The 15,779-nt window shown below is 65.4% G+C and carries 12 protein-coding genes; 10 read left to right on the top strand and 2 right to left on the bottom strand.

The genetic code is table 11. The features are described from left to right. Window positions 1-49: 49 nt before the first annotated feature. Together CCUG20998_RS02485 and CCUG20998_RS02480 are read left to right on the top strand one after the other, a co-directional pair. Window positions 50-2,236, top strand: coding sequence for an acyl-CoA dehydrogenase family protein (locus CCUG20998_RS02485; RefSeq protein ID WP_020727892.1), 2,187 nt, complete (start codon window positions 50-52; stop codon window positions 2,234-2,236). Between the two features lie 235 nt (window positions 2,237-2,471). Then, window positions 2,472-3,824 (top strand): WS/DGAT/MGAT family O-acyltransferase, encoded by a 1,353-nt coding sequence (locus tag CCUG20998_RS02480; protein WP_036457179.1) that lies wholly within the window; start codon window positions 2,472-2,474, stop codon window positions 3,822-3,824. 440 nt (window positions 3,825-4,264) lie between these two features. Here CCUG20998_RS02480 and fadD2 read toward each other — a convergent pair whose 3' ends face one another. Beyond that, window positions 4,265-5,938: a long-chain-fatty-acid--CoA ligase FadD2 gene (gene fadD2, locus CCUG20998_RS02475; RefSeq protein WP_103653951.1), complete on the bottom strand. Its 1,674-nt coding sequence runs from the start codon at window positions 5,936-5,938 to the stop codon at window positions 4,265-4,267. A gap of 67 nt (window positions 5,939-6,005) precedes the next feature. Here fadD2 and CCUG20998_RS02470 point away from each other — a divergent pair, with 67 nt between their 5' ends. Continuing rightward, the gene (locus tag CCUG20998_RS02470) at window positions 6,006-7,268 is read left to right on the top strand and encodes a DNA polymerase domain-containing protein (RefSeq protein WP_161965516.1); all 1,263 of its coding nucleotides are present in this window, start codon (window positions 6,006-6,008) and stop codon (window positions 7,266-7,268) included. Here CCUG20998_RS02470 and CCUG20998_RS02465 read toward each other — a convergent pair whose 3' ends face one another. Further along, window positions 7,269-8,666 carry an MFS transporter gene (locus CCUG20998_RS02465; protein WP_020731547.1) on the bottom strand — a complete coding sequence of 466 codons (1,398 nt, stop codon included), beginning with the start codon at window positions 8,664-8,666 and terminating at the stop codon, window positions 7,269-7,271. It abuts the gene before it with no gap. 253 nt (window positions 8,667-8,919) lie between these two features. On the opposite strand from CCUG20998_RS02465, the gene CCUG20998_RS02460 reads away from it, so the two are divergent. The 7 genes from CCUG20998_RS02460 to CCUG20998_RS02430 all read left to right on the top strand — a co-directional run bounded on the left by CCUG20998_RS02460 (window position 8,920) and on the right by CCUG20998_RS02430 (window position 15,770). Next, entirely contained in the window at window positions 8,920-9,912 is a 993-nt protein-coding gene (locus tag CCUG20998_RS02460; protein WP_020731546.1) for an ABC transporter substrate-binding protein, read from the top strand. Window positions 9,913-10,024: 112 nt separating this feature from the next. Then, window positions 10,025-10,696 carry a 5-oxoprolinase subunit B family protein gene (locus CCUG20998_RS02455; protein ID WP_012392491.1) on the top strand — a complete coding sequence of 224 codons (672 nt, stop codon included), beginning with the start codon at window positions 10,025-10,027 and terminating at the stop codon, window positions 10,694-10,696. A gap of 15 nt (window positions 10,697-10,711) precedes the next feature. Further along, on the top strand, window positions 10,712-11,581 hold the full coding sequence (locus tag CCUG20998_RS02450) for a 5-oxoprolinase/urea amidolyase family protein (protein ID WP_012392490.1): 870 nt from the start codon (window positions 10,712-10,714) through the stop codon (window positions 11,579-11,581). Window positions 11,582-11,607: 26 nt separating this feature from the next. Further along, on the top strand, window positions 11,608-12,153 hold the full coding sequence (locus tag CCUG20998_RS02445; protein WP_020731543.1) for a GNAT family N-acetyltransferase: 546 nt from the start codon (window positions 11,608-11,610) through the stop codon (window positions 12,151-12,153). 231 nt (window positions 12,154-12,384) lie between these two features. Next, a complete protein-coding gene (locus tag CCUG20998_RS02440; RefSeq protein ID WP_036457177.1) occupies window positions 12,385-13,788 on the top strand; it encodes an MFS transporter in 1,404 nt (467 codons plus the stop codon). Window positions 13,789-13,866: 78 nt separating this feature from the next. Next, window positions 13,867-15,018 carry a uroporphyrinogen-III synthase gene (locus CCUG20998_RS02435; protein ID WP_012392487.1) on the top strand — a complete coding sequence of 384 codons (1,152 nt, stop codon included), beginning with the start codon at window positions 13,867-13,869 and terminating at the stop codon, window positions 15,016-15,018. Next, the gene (locus tag CCUG20998_RS02430) at window positions 15,009-15,770 is read left to right on the top strand and encodes a sirohydrochlorin chelatase (protein ID WP_020731540.1); all 762 of its coding nucleotides are present in this window, start codon (window positions 15,009-15,011) and stop codon (window positions 15,768-15,770) included. Before CCUG20998_RS02435 ends, CCUG20998_RS02430 begins: the two co-directional genes overlap by 10 nt. Window positions 15,771-15,779 lie beyond the last annotated feature (9 nt).

The following is a 15,779-nucleotide window of genomic DNA, read 5'->3' as shown; positions in this document are numbered from 1 at the left end:
GTGCTTGGCCGATACGGCGGTTCAGCAATAAAGCAAGGGAAGGCGAGCAATGCCGATCGCGATAACCCCTGAGCATCGGGACCTGGCCGATTCGGTGCGATCACTGGTAGCGCGCGTGGCGCCGTCGGAAGTGCTGCACGCGGCTATGGAAACTCCGGTCGAGAATCCACCGCCCTACTGGCAAGCGGCGGCCGAACAAGGCTTGCAGGGTGTTCATCTCGCCGAGTCCGTCGGCGGACAGGGTTACGGGATCCTCGAGCTGGCTGTGGCGCTGGCCGAATTCGGCTACGGGGCGGTCCCCGGTCCGTTCGTCCCGTCGGCGATCGCCAGCGCACTGATTTCGGTGCATGACCCCGAGGCCAAGGTGCTTTCCGAGCTCGCCAGCGGTGCCGCCATCGCGGCCTACGCGCTGGACTCGGGGCTCACCGCAACGCGCCAGGGGCTAGAGGACGGTGGCGTGCTGGTCATCCGCGGCGAGGTCCGCGCGGTTCCAGCCGCAGCCCAGGCCTCCATTCTGGTGCTGCCGGTCGCCATCGATAGCGGCGACGAGTGGGTGGTGCTGCGCGCCGAGCAACTTGAAATCGAACCGGTCCGCAGCCTGGACCCGCTGCGCCCCGTCGCACACGTCCGCGCCAACGCCGTCGAGGTTGGCGATGACGTGGTGCTGAGCAATCTGAGCATGACCACCGCCCACGCGCTGATGTCCACCCTGCTCTCGGCCGAGGCGGTGGGTGTAGCCCGCTGGGCCACCGATGCCGCGTCGGGCTACGCCAAGATCCGCGAACAGTTCGGCAGGCCGATCGGCCAGTTCCAGGCGATCAAGCACAAATGCGCCGAGATGATCGCCGACACCGAGCGCGCCACCGCCGCCGTGTGGGACGCGGCCCGCGCGCTAGACGAGGACAGCCCGCACATCGAGTTCGCCGCGGCCGTCGCCGCGACACTGGCACCGGCCGCAGCCCAGCGCTGCACCCAGGACTGCATACAGGTGCACGGCGGCATCGGCTACACCTGGGAGCACGACACCAACGTCTACTACCGCCGGGCCCTGATGCTGGCGGCCTGTTTCGGCCGCAGCGTCGAGTACCCACAGCGGGTGGTGGACACCGCCACCACCACGGGCATGCGAGCGGTGGACATCGACTTGGATCCCGACACCGAGAAGCTGCGGGCCGAGATTCGCGCCGATGTGGAGGCCCTCAAGCAGATGGATCGGGAGCCCCGAAAGGCCGCGATCGCCGAAGGCGGCTGGGTGCTGCCATATCTGCCCAAGCCCTGGGGACGGGCCTCCAGCCCGGTCGAGCAGGTCATCATCGCCCAGGAGTTCAGCACCGGTCGGGTAAAACGGCCCCAGGTCGGCATCGCGGCTTGGATCCTCCCGTCGATCGTGGCGTTCGGTACCGAAGAGCAGAAGCAACGATTTCTGCCGCCCACCTTCCGCGGCGAGATGATCTGGTGCCAGCTGTTCTCGGAGCCCGGCGCCGGCTCGGACCTGGCCGGCCTGAGCACGAAGGCGACGCGGGTAGACGGCGGCTGGCGCATTACCGGACAGAAAATTTGGACCACCGCCGCTCAGTACTCGCAATGGGGAGCACTACTGGCCAGAACCGACCCGAACGCACCCAAGCACAACGGCATCACCTACTTCCTGCTGGACATGAAAAGCGAAGGCGTACAGGTAAAGCCGCTGCGCGAGCTGACCGGCCACGAAATGTTCAACACCGTCTACATCGACGATGTGTTCGTCCCGGACGAGTGTGTCCTGGGCGAAGTCAACCGGGGCTGGGAAGTCAGCCGCAACACCCTGACCGCCGAACGAGTATCGATTGGCAGCACCGACAACAACTTCCTGGCCACCTTGCCGCAGTTCGTCGAGTTCGTCCGGGACGGCCAGTTCGATCAGGTCGCCCAGCACCGCGCCGGACACCTGATCGCCGAGGGGCACGCCGCCAAGGTGCTCAACCTGCGCTCCACCCTGTTGACCCTCTCGGGTGGGGACGCCATGCCGTCGGCGGCGATATCCAAGCTGCTGTCGATGCGCACCGGTCAGGGCTACGCGGAGTTCGCCGTGTCGTCGTTCGGCACGGATGCCGCGATCGGCGACACCGACGAGTTGGCCGGTAAGTGGGGCGAGTACCTGCTATCCAGTCGCGCCACCACGATCTACGGCGGCACCTCCGAGGTGCAGCTCAACATCATCGCCGAGCGGCTGCTGGGCCTGCCCCGCGACCCGTAGGCCGCAAGCGGTCTGTCTGCGATTCGATTCGATCCGCGGCGGGGTTCGCGCACCGGCCAGTTCCTTGAACCAAGGCTCGATCAGGTTCAGCCAGCAACTCGACGTCGCCATGAAATGAAGATGCCGGCGGCGACCTGTTGTGCGCCGCATATTTCACGATCTCTGCTGTGGGATCCGCCGACAGTTTCATCGATGCCGGTTGCTCGCCATGGGCCCCCGCTGTCTAATGACTTCGATGGAATTGATGATGCCGACCGATGCGTCCTTCCTGTTCACCGAGTCCCGCGAGCACCCCATGCATGTGGCCGGTTTGCAGCTGTTCGACCCTCCCGACGCGGCCGGTCCGGGATTTGTCGATGAGATATATAGATGCCTGGCGGCAAATCGGGAGGGACAACCCGCATTCCGTAAGCGCCCCGCAACATTATTGGGCGGTATTACCAGCCTGGGCTGGCAGTACGACAACGAGATCGATACCGATTATCACGTGCGACGTTCGGTGCTTCCGTATCCCGGGAGGGTACGCGAGCTGCTCCAATTGGTTTCTCAGCTACACAGCCACCTGCTCGATCGCCATTACCCGTTGTGGGAAATGCATGTGGTGGACGGGTTGGCAGACGGCCGGTTCGCGATCTACTCCAAGTTCCACCATGCCCTGCTCGACGGTGCCTCGGCATTGATGCTGCTGCAGCGCGCACTTTCGGATGACCCTCGCGACACCGAAGTGCGGGCACCATGGAATCTGCCCCCGCAGCCCGATCACGCGGTTGTCTCTTCCAGGCTGGGATCGCTGGCCAACACGGCGGGATCTCTGATGGCACTCGGTCCATCGACAGTGTCCTTGATCCGCGCTGCGCTGGTTGAGCAGCAGTTGACCCTGCCATTTGGGGCTCCGCGCACCCTGTTCAACGTGAAGGTCGGCGGCGCGCGCCGATGCGCAGCGCAGTCATGGTCGTTGGATCGGTTCCGGGCCGTAGCGAAATGCGCGGGGGTCACCATCAACGATGTAGTGCTGGCAATGTGCGCCGGTGCGCTGCGCCAGTACTTGCTCGAGCAGAATGCGCTACCGGATGCGCCGCTAGTTGCCTTGGTCCCGGTTAGCCTGCGCTCGCAAACCGATGACTCCGGCGGCACCATGGTCGGGACCGTGCTTTGCGGTCTCGCGACCGACAACACGGATCCGGCGAAACGACTGGAAATGATCAGTCAGTCGATGCGCCGAAACAAGAAGGCATTTTCCGAATTGTCCCCGCTGCAGGCAAAAGCGTTGTGGGCCTTCAATATGGCGCCTTTGACGCTGACAGCTGTTCCGGGCTTCGTCCCATGGACAAAGCCGTCGTTCAATGTCATTGTGTCGAACCTGCCGGGACCGACCAAACCCATGTACTGGCACGGGGCCCGGCTGGACAGCATCTATCCACTGTCGATCGCTCACGACGGTCAGGCGCTGAGCATCACTCTGCTCAGCAACGCCGGCACGCTCGAATTCGGCCTAGTCGGGTGCCGTCGCAGTGTCCCGCACTTGCAGCGACTCCTGCTACACCTGGAGACGTCACTGCATGGCCTGGAACAGGCCGTTGGACTCTAGAAGTTCACTGCCAGCGTGGCGCGCCCGGCGAACTGCTCATCACGGATCGTCAGACGGGCAAGAATGAGTCGATCACTGATGAATTCGGCATGCCTCCATCCTCGTTTCCAAAGCGAGGCGCCTCCCCGGCTCAGCCGAGCACTGAGCATCGACGTGCTCCGCCCCGGATTGTTCACCGGTGATTGAGGTCGTCGTCCTCTAGATACACGGAAGTGTCTGTCCGGCAGGAGATTCGCGGGACTGCGGCGGCTCAGGTTCTCGACCGGAAGGCACTTCGTAGGTGCAGGGCAGTTCGTGGTGGTGGACACCGACCGCTCGGTGCGATACCGGTGGGGATGTCGTCGACGGCCGGGCGATACCAGGCGGTCGTCACCAACACCGCCACCTGACAACTAGCGCAGCCGCTACGGGCAGCGATGAACTGCGGAGCCAATGACCGGCTACTCGATCTTCATCTCACGCAGCTCGCGTTTGAGGATCTTGCCGGTGGGGTTGCGCGGCAACTCCTCGAGGAAGATCACTTCCCTGGGAACCTTGTAGCGGGCCAGGTGGTCGCGCACGTAGTGCTTGACGGTCTCCTCGTCGAGGTCGGTGTCGGGCTTCTTGACCACGAACGCGCGCAGCCGCGCGCCCCACTCCTTGTCGTCGACGCCGAGCGCGGTGGCCTCCACCACGTCGGGATGCCCGCTGATCAGATCCTCGACTTCGGCCGGGAACACGTTTTCCCCGCCGGAGACGATCATCTCGTCGTCACGACCGCTGACGTAGAGCAGCCCGTGCTCATCGAAGTAGCCGACGTCACCTGAGGACATCAGACCGTCGATGATCTGCTTGTGGCCGCCACCGGTGTAGCCCTCGAAGGGGAAGGCGTTGCCCACGAAGATCCGGCCGACTTGGCCCTGCGAGACCTCGTTGCCGTTGTCGTCGAGGATCTTGACCTTGACGCCTTTGACGACGGGTCCCACCGTCGCGGCGTTGCGTTGCAGATCCTCGGGCCCGGCGATGGTGGCAAACGCAATCTCGGTCGAGCCGTACATGTTGTAGATAACCGGACCGAGGTCTTTGAGTGCGCGGCTGGCCAGTTCGGCGCCCAACTGGGAGCCGGATACGAACACGATCTTCAGGCTGGACAGGTCTGGCTTCTTGTCTATCTTCTCCACCGCGTCGAGAAGACGCGACAGCATCACCGGCACCACGACCATGGCGGTCACCTTGTGCTTCTCGATGTCTTCGAGCACCAGCTGCGGCTTGAACTTGCGTCGCAACACCAGCGTCGAGCCCAGGAACATCGCGATGGTGGCGTGCAGGTACCCCAGCGCGTGGAACATCGGCGCCGGCAGCGAGGTCACCTCGTTGGCCTTGAACGGGACGTGCGACAAGATGCCCCCGACCGGCGCCAGCGTCGGCGGGGTACTGCGGTTGGCGCCCTTGGGGGTGCCGGTGGTGCCACTGGTCAGAATGATGATCGACGCATGCTTGCCGGCCTTGGGCGCCGGCGCGGTGCTGCTGCGGGCGATGAGTTCGGCCAGCGTTTCGTCGGTGCTGCCCGAGTCCTCCTCGGAATCGGGGTTGACGCCCAGCGCCCGCAGCTTGCCCAACGGCGGCTCGGCTTTGCTGACCGCGCCGGTGTACTCGTCGTCATAAATGATCAGCTTGGCGCCTTCGCGCTCCGAGACCTCTTTGATTTGTGGGCCGGAGAACTCGCTGTTGAGCAAGATGATGCGGGCGCCTGCCCGGGCAGCACCATAGTTGGCGATCAAAAACCAACGGTGGTTGCGCGCCAGGATGGCGACCCCGTCGCCGGCGGATACCCCCTTGGCCAGCAGGGCGTTGGCCACGGCGTGGGCGGCTTCGTCGAGCTGCTGGTAGGTGAATTCGCCCTCTTCGTCGATGCACGCCGCGCGGTGCGGATGACGTCTGGCGTTGAACGAGGGCAGCATGCCGAACTCGCCCCACTTCGCGATTTCGGTTGCCATCGCGGCGTAGTTCAGCGGCGACTCCAACCGGAACGCACCTGATTCGATGATCTTGCGCACGTAGTGCAGTTCGGCCGCCCCGCGGTCGACGTATTGCTGAATTTTTGCGACCCCGGGCAGGTCACTGAGGTTAGGCATAAGTTCACCATATGTGACGCCGGTCGCACCGCGACCATAGAGTGCATCGGAATTACGATTGATTCCCATGACCGGCCCGGTGTCACTGGAGTTGGCCGGTCGGCAGGTCAAGATCACCCACCCAGACCGAGTGGTCTTCCCCAGCCAGGGCGACCGGCCGAGCCGCACCAAGCTCGATCTGGTCCGCTACTACCTGTCGGTGGCCGATGGCGCGCTGCGCGGGGTGGCCGGCCGGCCGATGATGCTCAAGCGCTTCGTCAAAGGGATCGACGTGGAAGCGGTGTTTCAGAAGCGCGCCCCCACCAACCGCCCCGACTGGGTGGACGTTGCCGAGCTGCGCTACGCGTCAGGCACCTCCGCCCAGGAAGCGGTCATCCACGATGCCGCGGGACTGGCCTGGGCGATCAACTTGGGCTGCGTCGACCTGAATCCACATCCGGTGCTTGCCCGCGACCTCGATCACCCCGACGAACTACGGATCGACCTGGACCCGATGCCCGGTGTCGAGTGGCGCCGCATCCTCGATGTCGCGCAAGTGGTCCGCGAAGTGCTCGAAGATTATGGGCTCACGCCCTGGCCCAAGACCTCTGGTTCGCGGGGCTTCCACGTCTATGCCCGGATCGCGCCACGGTGGTCGTTTTCCCAGGTTCGGCTGGCCGCGCAGACCGTCGCGCGCGAGGTCGAACGGCGGATGCCCGGCGTGGCAACCAGCCGTTGGTGGAAGGAGGAACGCGAGGGAGTGTTCGTCGACTTCAACCAGAACGCCAAGGACCGCACGGTCGCGTCGGCCTATTCGGTGCGGGCCACCCCCGACGCCCGGGTGTCCACGCCGCTGCACTGGCACGAGGTGGCCGACTGCGATCCGCAGGACTTCACCCTCGACACCGTCCCCGACCGGTTCGCAGAAATGGGCGACCCGTGGTCGGGCATGGACGACGCCGCGGGCGCGCTGGACCGGCTGCTGATGCTGGCCGAGGAACTGGGCCCGCCCCAGCGCGCTCCCGCCGGCGCGGGCAAGCGCAGCGATGGCCGCCGGCAGCCGAGCATGCCGCTGATCGAAGTCGCCCGCACCAAGACCAAGGACGAGGCGATGGCCGCCCTGGACACCTGGCGCGCTCGCCATCCCGCGGTGGCGGATCGGCTGCAACCCGCCGATGTGTTGGTGGACGGCATGCGCGGGCCGAGCTCGATCTGGTACCGCATCCGGATCAACCTGCAGCACATACCGCCCGAGGCGCGTCCCCCGCAGGAGGAGCTGATCGCCGAGTACAACCCGTGGCACGGCTACCGGCCCCCCGATGGCCGGGGCAGGCCCGGAGCCGACGGCTGATCACACCCCTAGCTGCGCCATCGGAGTCTTGCTGCGTAGGTAGCAGTGCCAGGTGACGAATAGCAGCGCGAGGAAAAAGACCACATAGAAGCGCAGCGCGGGTTCGATATTGCCGAACTGGGCCTTCGACCACGCGTAGGCCAGGGGCACCAGGAACCCACCGAAGGCGCCGACCGCCGAGATGACACCCAAGGCACCGGCGGCTTGGCGGCGCATCTGCACCATCGTGTCGGGGTCACCGCCCGCGAGCTCACCTTTGACCTTGAAGATCCGCGAGATCATGCGATAGGTCGATCCGTTTCCGATGCCGGTGGCCACGAACAAGAACATGAAGCTGGCGAAGAACAGCGGCAAGTTGACGATCTGCACCGACCACAGCGCGGCGGCCGCCCCGATCGCGAGCATCAGAAAGCTGACCGCGGTGACGCGGGCGCCGCCAACGCGATCGGCCAGCCTGCCGCCCAGCGGCCGGATCACCGATCCGATGCCCGCCCCCAGAAACGCCCAGCCCAAGGCGATGTCGCCGCGATCGAAGACGGTCTTGAGCAGTGTCGGAAACGCCGCCGAGTAGCCGATGAAGGATCCGAAGGTACCGATGTACAACAGGGCCAGGATCCAGGTGTCGGCGTGGCGCAGCGACTGCCAAACCGGCTTCACGTCGGCCTTCGCCTCGGCGAGGTTGTTCATGAACGCAAAGGCGCAGACCGCGGCGACGACCGCCAGTGGCACATAGAACAATCCGGCCCGCGCCAGCGCCATCCCGCCACCGGCGACCACGATCGGCGGAATGATCTTTTGCACTACCGCGACGCCAATGTTGCCTCCGGCCGCGTTGAGGCCCAGTGCCCAGCCTTTGTCCTTCTCGGGGTAGAAGAACGAAATGTTGGCCATCGACGAGGCGAAGTTGCCGCCGCCCACACCGGCGGTCGCGGCGATCAGCGTCAGCAGCACAAAGGGTATGCCGGGGTGACTTACCGCCCAGGACAGCAGCAGACAGGGAATCACCAACAAGCTTGCGGAGATGGTCGTCCAGTTGCGGCCGCCGAAAACCGGGATCGCGAAGGTATAGGGCAATCGCAACAGTGCGCCGACACCGCTGGGAACAGCGACCAGGCACAGGGCTTGGCTGGGCGAAAGTGCCCAGCCCGACGCGGCGGGATGGCTGGGATGCCCCGGTGCGCCAACGGCCATCATCTGCACGACCACGATGCTCCACAACATCCACACGCTGAACCCGATGTGCTCGGCGAAGATGGAGAAAACCAAGTTGCGCCGGGCGATCGGCCGGCCGATCGTGTCCCAGAATTCGGGATCTTCGGGGCGCCAGTCATGAATCCAGTGGCGTCCGGCGTGCTGCTCGCGCGGTGCGGTGTGCTGGCGTACCGGGGTGATGGTCATCTACGTCTCCTGTGCAAGAGAGCGGCCAATCCGCGGCCGAATGGGCCGAGGACGCACGAACGAGTCGACGCTAACGACGGGCTGTTACCGAACTAGGTGGTCGCAGTTACGTCGTCGCAACGCAAAAATCACAACGGTCGCGGCCCCGCTGTTAGAAAAATCGCCGCACCCACGCACGCGCGGTGCCCCGGCCAAGCGTGCACCAGCCGGTGCTGTGGCGGGGTGAGGGTCAGGCACGCGATAATCTCACGCGATGCAACAGGGATGGAGTCGGCGCGGATTCCTGCAGGTCGCGGCGGCCACAGGGCTGCTCGCCAGCGGGGTCGCGGCGTGCTCGTCATCCAAGCCGCAGGCGGGCACCGCTGATACCGGGGCGGTGACCATCACCCACTTGTTCGGCCAGACCGTCATCAAGGAGCCGCCCAAGCGCGTGGTCAGCGCCGGTTTTACCGAACAAGACGACTTGCTCGCGCTGGGGGTCGTGCCCATCGCCGTCACCCGATGGTTCGGGGACCAGCCGTTCGCGGTGTGGCCCTGGGCGCAGCCCAAACTCGGCGCGGCACAGCCGGTGGTGTTGAGCCTCGACGACGGGATTCAGGTCGACCAGATCGCGAACCTCAAACCCGATCTCATTGTGGCCATCAACGCCGGAGTCGACGCCGAGACCTATCAGAAGCTGTCTGCGATCGCCCCCACCATCCCGCAATCGGGCGGTGACGCGTTCTTCGAGCCCTGGAAGCTGCAGGCCAGCACAGTCGGTGAGGCGGTGTTTCAGAGCGCGCAGATGAAGTCCCTGATCGACGCCGTCGACCAGAAGTTCGCCGCTGTGGCACAACAGCATCCGCAATGGATGGGCAAAAAAGCACTGTTACTGCAGGGGCGGCTTTGGCAGGGCAATGTCATTGCAACGATGGCCGGCTGGCGGACCGACTTTCTCAACGAGATGGGTCTGGTCATCTCCGAGGGCATCAAACCCTTCGCCGTCGATCAACGCGGTGTGATCCCGCGCGATCACATCAAGGAGGTGCTCGATTCCGCCGACGTGCTGATCTGGCTGACCGAGAGCCCCGAAGACGAACAGGCGTTGCTGGCCGACCCCGAGATTGCGGCATCAGCGGCGACCGAGCAGAAACGCCATGTCTTCACCACCGGCGATCAGGCCGGCGCGATCGCGTTTGCGTCGCCCCTGAGTTATCCCGTGGTGGCCGATGAATTGCCCGCGCTGATCGCGAAGGTATTGGGCTGAGATTGCCGATTATTCGGCCACCGACCGCGCGGGTCTGAGCATCCGCTAAGGCCCTTCTGGCAGTGCTCGAAAATTTCTCGCCCACCGCCGAATCCGGGGCTAACGTCGAAGAATGAGTGTGACCGATATCTCAACCGAGCTTGCGGCGGACATGGTGACGCGCAACATTTTCGACTACGGCGATCAAGCGCTGATGCTGGAGTGTGACAGCACCGCGCAGGTGTTGGCGTGGACGCAGACCCTACGCGCCGCTGCGCTGCCCGGCGTGGTCGACATCGTCGGGGCCTCCCGCACGGTGTTGGTGAAGCTCGCCGGTCCCCGCTTCCAAGGGGTTACCCGGCAGCGGATACGCCGGCTGCCCGTCGACCCCGACCTGCTCGCGTCCGAGCACCAGGGCGAACCGCTGCCGGCGCCGGTCATCGACGTCATCTACGACGGTCCCGATCTTGCCGAGGTCGCCAGCCATACCGGTCTGACCACCGCACAGGTCATCCACGCCCACACCGCCACCCGGTGGCGCGTCGGGTTCAGCGGATTCGCGCCCGGGTTTGCCTACCTCATCGGCGGCGATCCTCGGCTGCAGGTGCCCCGCAGGTCCGAGCCGCGGACCTCGGTGCCGGCCGGGTCGGTCGCGCTGGCAGGCGAATACAGCGCGGTATACCCGCGGCACTCCCCCGGCGGGTGGCAGATCATCGGCCATACCGACGCAGTGTTGTGGGACATTGACCGGCCCAACCCGGCCCTGCTCACCCAGGGCATGTGGGTACAGTTCCGGCCGGCGTAGCGAGGAGGATCCGTCGTGATAACCCTGGAAATACTGCGCAGCGGGCCGTTGGCCATCGTCGAGGACCTCGGCCGGGCCGGTCTGGGCCACCTGGGAGTCGGGCGGTCCGGGGCGGCCGACCGTCGCTCGCACACGCTGGCGAACCGCTTGGTCGCCAATCCCGACGACTGGGCGACCGTCGAGGTCACGCTGGGAGGCTTTTCGGCCCGGGTTCGTGGCGGCGACATCGACATCGCGGTGACCGGAGCCGACACCGACCCAACCGTCAACGGAACGTTGTTCGGCACCAACAGCATTCATCATGTCCGCGATGGCTCGGTAATCTCACTGGGAACTCCCAATGCGGGACTGCGTACCTATCTAGCGGTGCGCGGTGGTATCAGCGTCACCCCCGTGCTGGGTTCACGCAGCTATGACGTGATGTCGGCAATCGGCCCGGCGCCATTACGGACCGGGGATGTGCTGCCGATCGGCGACCGTTCGCAGGATTATCCGGAACTCGACCAGGCGCCGGTGGCCGCCATCACCGACCGGGTGGTCGAACTGCGGGCGATACCGGGACCGCGCGATGACTGGTTCGTTGATCCCGAAGCGCTGGTACACACCGACTGGGTGGTCTCCGGTCAAAGCGACCGGGTGGGAACGCGATTGGTCGGCCGCCCGCTGACGCACCGCAATCCAGACCGCCAGTTGCCCAGCGAAGGGACCACTCGCGGCGCAATCCAGGTACCGCCCAACGGATTACCGGTGATCCTGGGGCCCGATCACCCGATCACGGGCGGCTACCCGGTGGTGGGTGTGGTGATCGATGACGACATCGACAAGGTGGCCCAGGTGCGGCCCGGTCAGCACGTATGGCTGCACTGGGCACGCCCTCGCCGCTGACGCGCGGGCACTGGTAGACAGAAATAGTGCATACCGAGGTTCACACGGCTCGGCTGGTCCATACCGCCGATCTGGACAGTGAGACGCGTCAGGGCATTCGCCAGATGGTCACCGCCGCCTTTGCCGGCGACTTCACCGATAACGATTGGGAACACGCCCTGGGCGGTATGCACGCCCTGATCTGGCATCGCGGCGCGATCATCGCGCACGGCGCCGTGGTGCAGCGGCGTCTTATCTACCGCGGTAGCGCCCTGCGTTGTGGCTATGTCGAAGGTGTTGCGGTGCGAGAGGATTGGCGTGGCCAAGGACTGGCGACTGCGGTGTTGGACGCCACCGAGCAAGTGATTCGTGGCGCCTACGAACTGGGGGCGCTCAGTTCCTCGGCGGGCGCCCGCCGGCTGTACACATCTCGAGGCTGGTTGCCGTGGCACGGCCCGACATCGGTGCTGTCCCCCACCGGCCCCACTCCCACACCCGATGATGACGGAACCGTGTTTGTGCTGCCGGTCGATGCCAGCCTGGACACCTCCGCCGAATTGATGTGCGACTGGCGCGCGGGAGACGTCTGGTAATACCTCTCGGCGCCGCGTCTTCCTGCCAGCCAGTTTTCAGATAACTGCGATTCAACTTTCAGCCCATATCCGCCCCTTCGAGTTGACCGGCTTGCATGATCGATGTGAGCATCGAAACAGGCGGTGGCGCATGCCTCTTCATTCGTGATTCATCTCGAGACTCGCCTGACTTCTCAACGCATGCTTGCCGGAAAAGCGGCGCCACCGTCGGCGAAAGGTGCAGACGCCAACATGAACCGCAACCATCGGATCGAGCACTGGGATCCCGAAGACGCCCAGGCTTGGGAGGCCAGCAACCACGCCGTCGCTCGCCGCAACCTGCTGTGGATCACCGCATGCGACCACGTCGCCTTTGGGGTTTGGACGCTCTGGCCGGTGTTGGTGCTGTTCATGCCCTACGCCGTTTACGGCTTCTCCGCTGCGGACAAATTCCTGCTCGGCGCCACAGCCACCTTTGTTGCGGCCTGCCTGCGCATCCCGTATTCGCTGGGTATCGCCACCTTCGGCGGCCGGAACTGGACCGTGTTTTCGATTGCGGTGCTGGCCATTCCCACCATCGGCACGATCTGGTTGCTGAGCCACCCAGGGTTGCCGCTGTGGCCGTATCTGGCATGCGCCGCATTGACCGGATGCGGTGGCGCCAACTACGCGGCGTCGATGACCAACACCAACGCCTTCTACCCGCATCGGCGCAAAGGCTTCGCTCTCGGGTTCAACGCCGGCGCCGGCAATCTGGGCGTCCCCATGATTCAGCTGGTGGGGCTGCTGGTGATCGCGATCGCCGGCTATCACCAGCCGTATTGGGTGTGCGGACTGTATCTGTTGCTGTTGACGGTCGTCGCCGTCGGAGCGGCCCGCCAGATGGATAACCTGGCGCACGCCACCTATGACGTGGGCCATTTGCGGGCCATCCTCACCCAGCGCGACACGTGGGTACTGGCCCTGCTCTATCTGGGCACTTTCGGCTCCTGGATCGGGTTCTCCTTCGCGTTTGGCCAGGTGCTGCAGATCAACTTCGTCGGTAGCGGACAAAGCCACGCACAGGCCGCCCTGCACGCGGCCGAGTTCGCCTTCATCGGGCCGGCGCTGGGCTCGCTGGCCCGGATCTACGGCGGCCGACTGGCGGATCGGGTCGGCGGCAGCCGGGTCACCCTGGCGGTCTTCCTCACGATGGCGTTGTTTACTGGGCTGTTGGTGGCCATCAGTACCCACGGTGACCACACCCCTGGTCCGGCCACCGTGGCGATGACGGCGGGCTACATCGGCGGCTTCCTGGCCCTTTTTGCGCTCGCCGGCCTGGGCAACGGTTCGGTGTACAAGATGATCCCCTCGGTGTTCGAGGCGCTCAGCCACCGGAACCAGATCAGCGAATTCGAGCGACGCCGCTGGTCACAGGCCATGTCGGGAGCGGTGATCGGATTTGTCGCCGCCTTTGGCGCCCTCGGGGGCGTGGGCATCAATCTGGCGCTGCGACAGTCCTATCTGAGCACCGGAACAGACACCTCCGCCTATTGGGTCTTCCTGCTGTTTTATGTCGGCGCCGCGCTTCTGACCTGGTCGAGATACGGGCGCCGAGCGGTCCCGGTCGCCGGTACCGCGGGGACGGCATCCGGATCCCGGCTGGCCCGAGTGTGACTGGGGTCGCAGGGGTGGGCAATGCGGCAGCAATTGCTTGGTAACGCATCCGAAACCTCACACGCTTAGACACGACATATGGCCCAGCAAAAATCTGAGCCACTGCGGGGCTACCGGATTGCGGTGACGTCTTCTCGCCGGGCCGAGGAGTTGTGCGCACTTCTGCGCCGCCACGGTGCCGACGTCTGCAGTGCCCCTGCGATCAACATGATCGCGCTGCCCGAAGACGACGAACTCCAGGGCAATACGGAGGCGTTGATCGCCAACCCACCCGACATCCTGGTGGCCCACACCGGTATCGGTTTCCGGGGCTGGGTAGCCGCGGCCGAGGGGTGGGGGCTGGCCGGCGAACTCGTTGATGCGTTGTCGGTAGGCCGGACCATATCGCGCGGACCGAAGGCGACCGGCGAGCTACGCGCGGCGGGCTTGCGCGAAGAATGGTCGCCAGAATCGGAATCCTCGCAAGAAGTTCTGGAATACCTGCTTGAATCCGGGGTCGCCGGTCAGCGGATCGCCATTCAGCTACACGGCGCGGCCGATGGCTGGGATCCCTTCCCCGAGTTTGTCGGCGGCCTCCGCGCGGCGGGGGCCGAGGTGGTGCCCATTCGGGTGTACCGCTGGAAGCCAACGCCATTGGGCGGCGCATTCGACCAATTGGTCACCGAGATCGCCCGGCGACAGTTCGACGCGGTGAGTTTCACCTCTGCGCCCGCCGCGGCCGCGGTGCTCGAGCGTGGCCGCGAGCTGGATATCGAAGAGGAACTGCTCGAGGCGCTGCGCAACGACGTACACGCGATGTGCGTCGGCCCCGTCACCTCTCGCCCCTTGATCCGCAAGGGGGTGCCCACCTCATCGCCGGAGCGAATGCGGCTGGGCGCCTTGGCCCGTCATATCGCCGAGGAACTTCCGCTACTTGGCTCCTGCACCGTGAACGCCGCGGGCCACGTCGTCGACATCCGCGGAACCTGCGTGCTCGTCGATGGCTCCATCAAGACACTGTCGGGGTCGGGCATGGCGATATTGCGCGCCTTGACCAAGCGCCCCGGAGACGTCGTCGCCCGCAGCGAGCTGCTGAATGTGCTTCCCGGAAACGGCGACGACACTCACGCGGTAGACACCGCCGTATTGCGGCTGCGCACGGCGCTGGGCGACAAAAACATCATCGCGACGGTGGTCAAGCGTGGTTACCGGCTGGCGCTCGACACCCAGGACGACACCGCATGCACCTGATACTCACGGCGCACGGCACCCGCCGGCCGGCCGGTGTCGCGATGATCGGCGACCTGGCGGCGCGGGTGAGCGCGCTGCTGAAGCAGACCGTGCAGGTGGCATTTGTCGACGTGTTGGGTCCCACACCCAGCGAAGTGCTCGGCCGACCTGCGCCGGGACGGGGCTCGGCGCAATCGGCAATCGTGGTACCCGCCTTCCTGTCCCGCGGCTACCACGTCCGCATCGACCTGCCGGCGCACGTCGCGGCCAGTGGCCACCCCGACGTCACCGTCACCCCGGCACTGGGCCCCAGCCGGGAGATCGCCAGAATCCTCATCCAGCAGCTGCTGGAATCCGGCTGGCGCCCAGATGATTCGGTGATATTGGCCGCGGCTGGGACATCGGATCGACGGGCGCTCGACGACCTGCGCACGGCGCGCGCGTTCCTGTGCGCACTTACCGGTTCACCGGTGACCCTCGGGTTTGCCGCAACCGGCCGTCCCGACCTCCGCACCGCTGTTCGCGCCGCGCGGCGCGACGGGGCCCGCCGGGTCGTGGTCGTCTCCTATCTGCTGGCCGAAGGCCTATTCCAGGAGCGGCTGCGCGCCTGCGGCGCCGACGTGGTGACCCCGCCGCTGGGCAACCACCCCGGCTTGGCCGAACTGATCGCGACGCGGTTCCACAGCGCCATCTCGGCTGCGGTGCCTACGGTTCCACGATCACCGATGCACACCCGAGCCGAATCACATGAAACACAAAGCATTGTTGGTTGAGAACGCCGA

Source organism: Mycobacterium marinum, assembly GCF_003391395.1.
Classification (GTDB): Bacteria; Actinomycetota; Actinomycetes; order Mycobacteriales; family Mycobacteriaceae; genus Mycobacterium; species Mycobacterium marinum.
Note: the sequence above shows the minus strand (reverse complement) of the source record. Positions and strands in the feature narration are given on the sequence as shown.

What these genes read in the sequence shown, in the direction of transcription:
- CCUG20998_RS02430 (WP_020731540.1), top strand. Translation starts at nt 15,009, where the DNA reads ATGCACCTGATACTCACGGCGCACGGCACCCGCCGGCCGGCCGGTGTC.
- CCUG20998_RS02470 (WP_161965516.1), top strand. Translation starts at nt 6,006, where the DNA reads ATGACCGGCCCGGTGTCACTGGAGTTGGCCGGTCGGCAGGTCAAGATC.
- fadD2 (WP_103653951.1), bottom strand. Translation starts at nt 5,938, where the DNA reads ATGCCTAACCTCAGTGACCTGCCCGGGGTCGCAAAAATTCAGCAATAC.
- CCUG20998_RS02465 (WP_020731547.1), bottom strand. Translation starts at nt 8,666, where the DNA reads ATGACCATCACCCCGGTACGCCAGCACACCGCACCGCGCGAGCAGCAC.
- CCUG20998_RS02440 (WP_036457177.1), top strand. Translation starts at nt 12,385, where the DNA reads ATGAACCGCAACCATCGGATCGAGCACTGGGATCCCGAAGACGCCCAG.
- CCUG20998_RS02480 (WP_036457179.1), top strand. Translation starts at nt 2,472, where the DNA reads ATGGAATTGATGATGCCGACCGATGCGTCCTTCCTGTTCACCGAGTCC.
- CCUG20998_RS02460 (WP_020731546.1), top strand. Translation starts at nt 8,920, where the DNA reads ATGCAACAGGGATGGAGTCGGCGCGGATTCCTGCAGGTCGCGGCGGCC.
- CCUG20998_RS02455 (WP_012392491.1), top strand. Translation starts at nt 10,025, where the DNA reads ATGAGTGTGACCGATATCTCAACCGAGCTTGCGGCGGACATGGTGACG.
- CCUG20998_RS02485 (WP_020727892.1), top strand. Translation starts at nt 50, where the DNA reads ATGCCGATCGCGATAACCCCTGAGCATCGGGACCTGGCCGATTCGGTG.
- CCUG20998_RS02435 (WP_012392487.1), top strand. Translation starts at nt 13,867, where the DNA reads ATGGCCCAGCAAAAATCTGAGCCACTGCGGGGCTACCGGATTGCGGTG.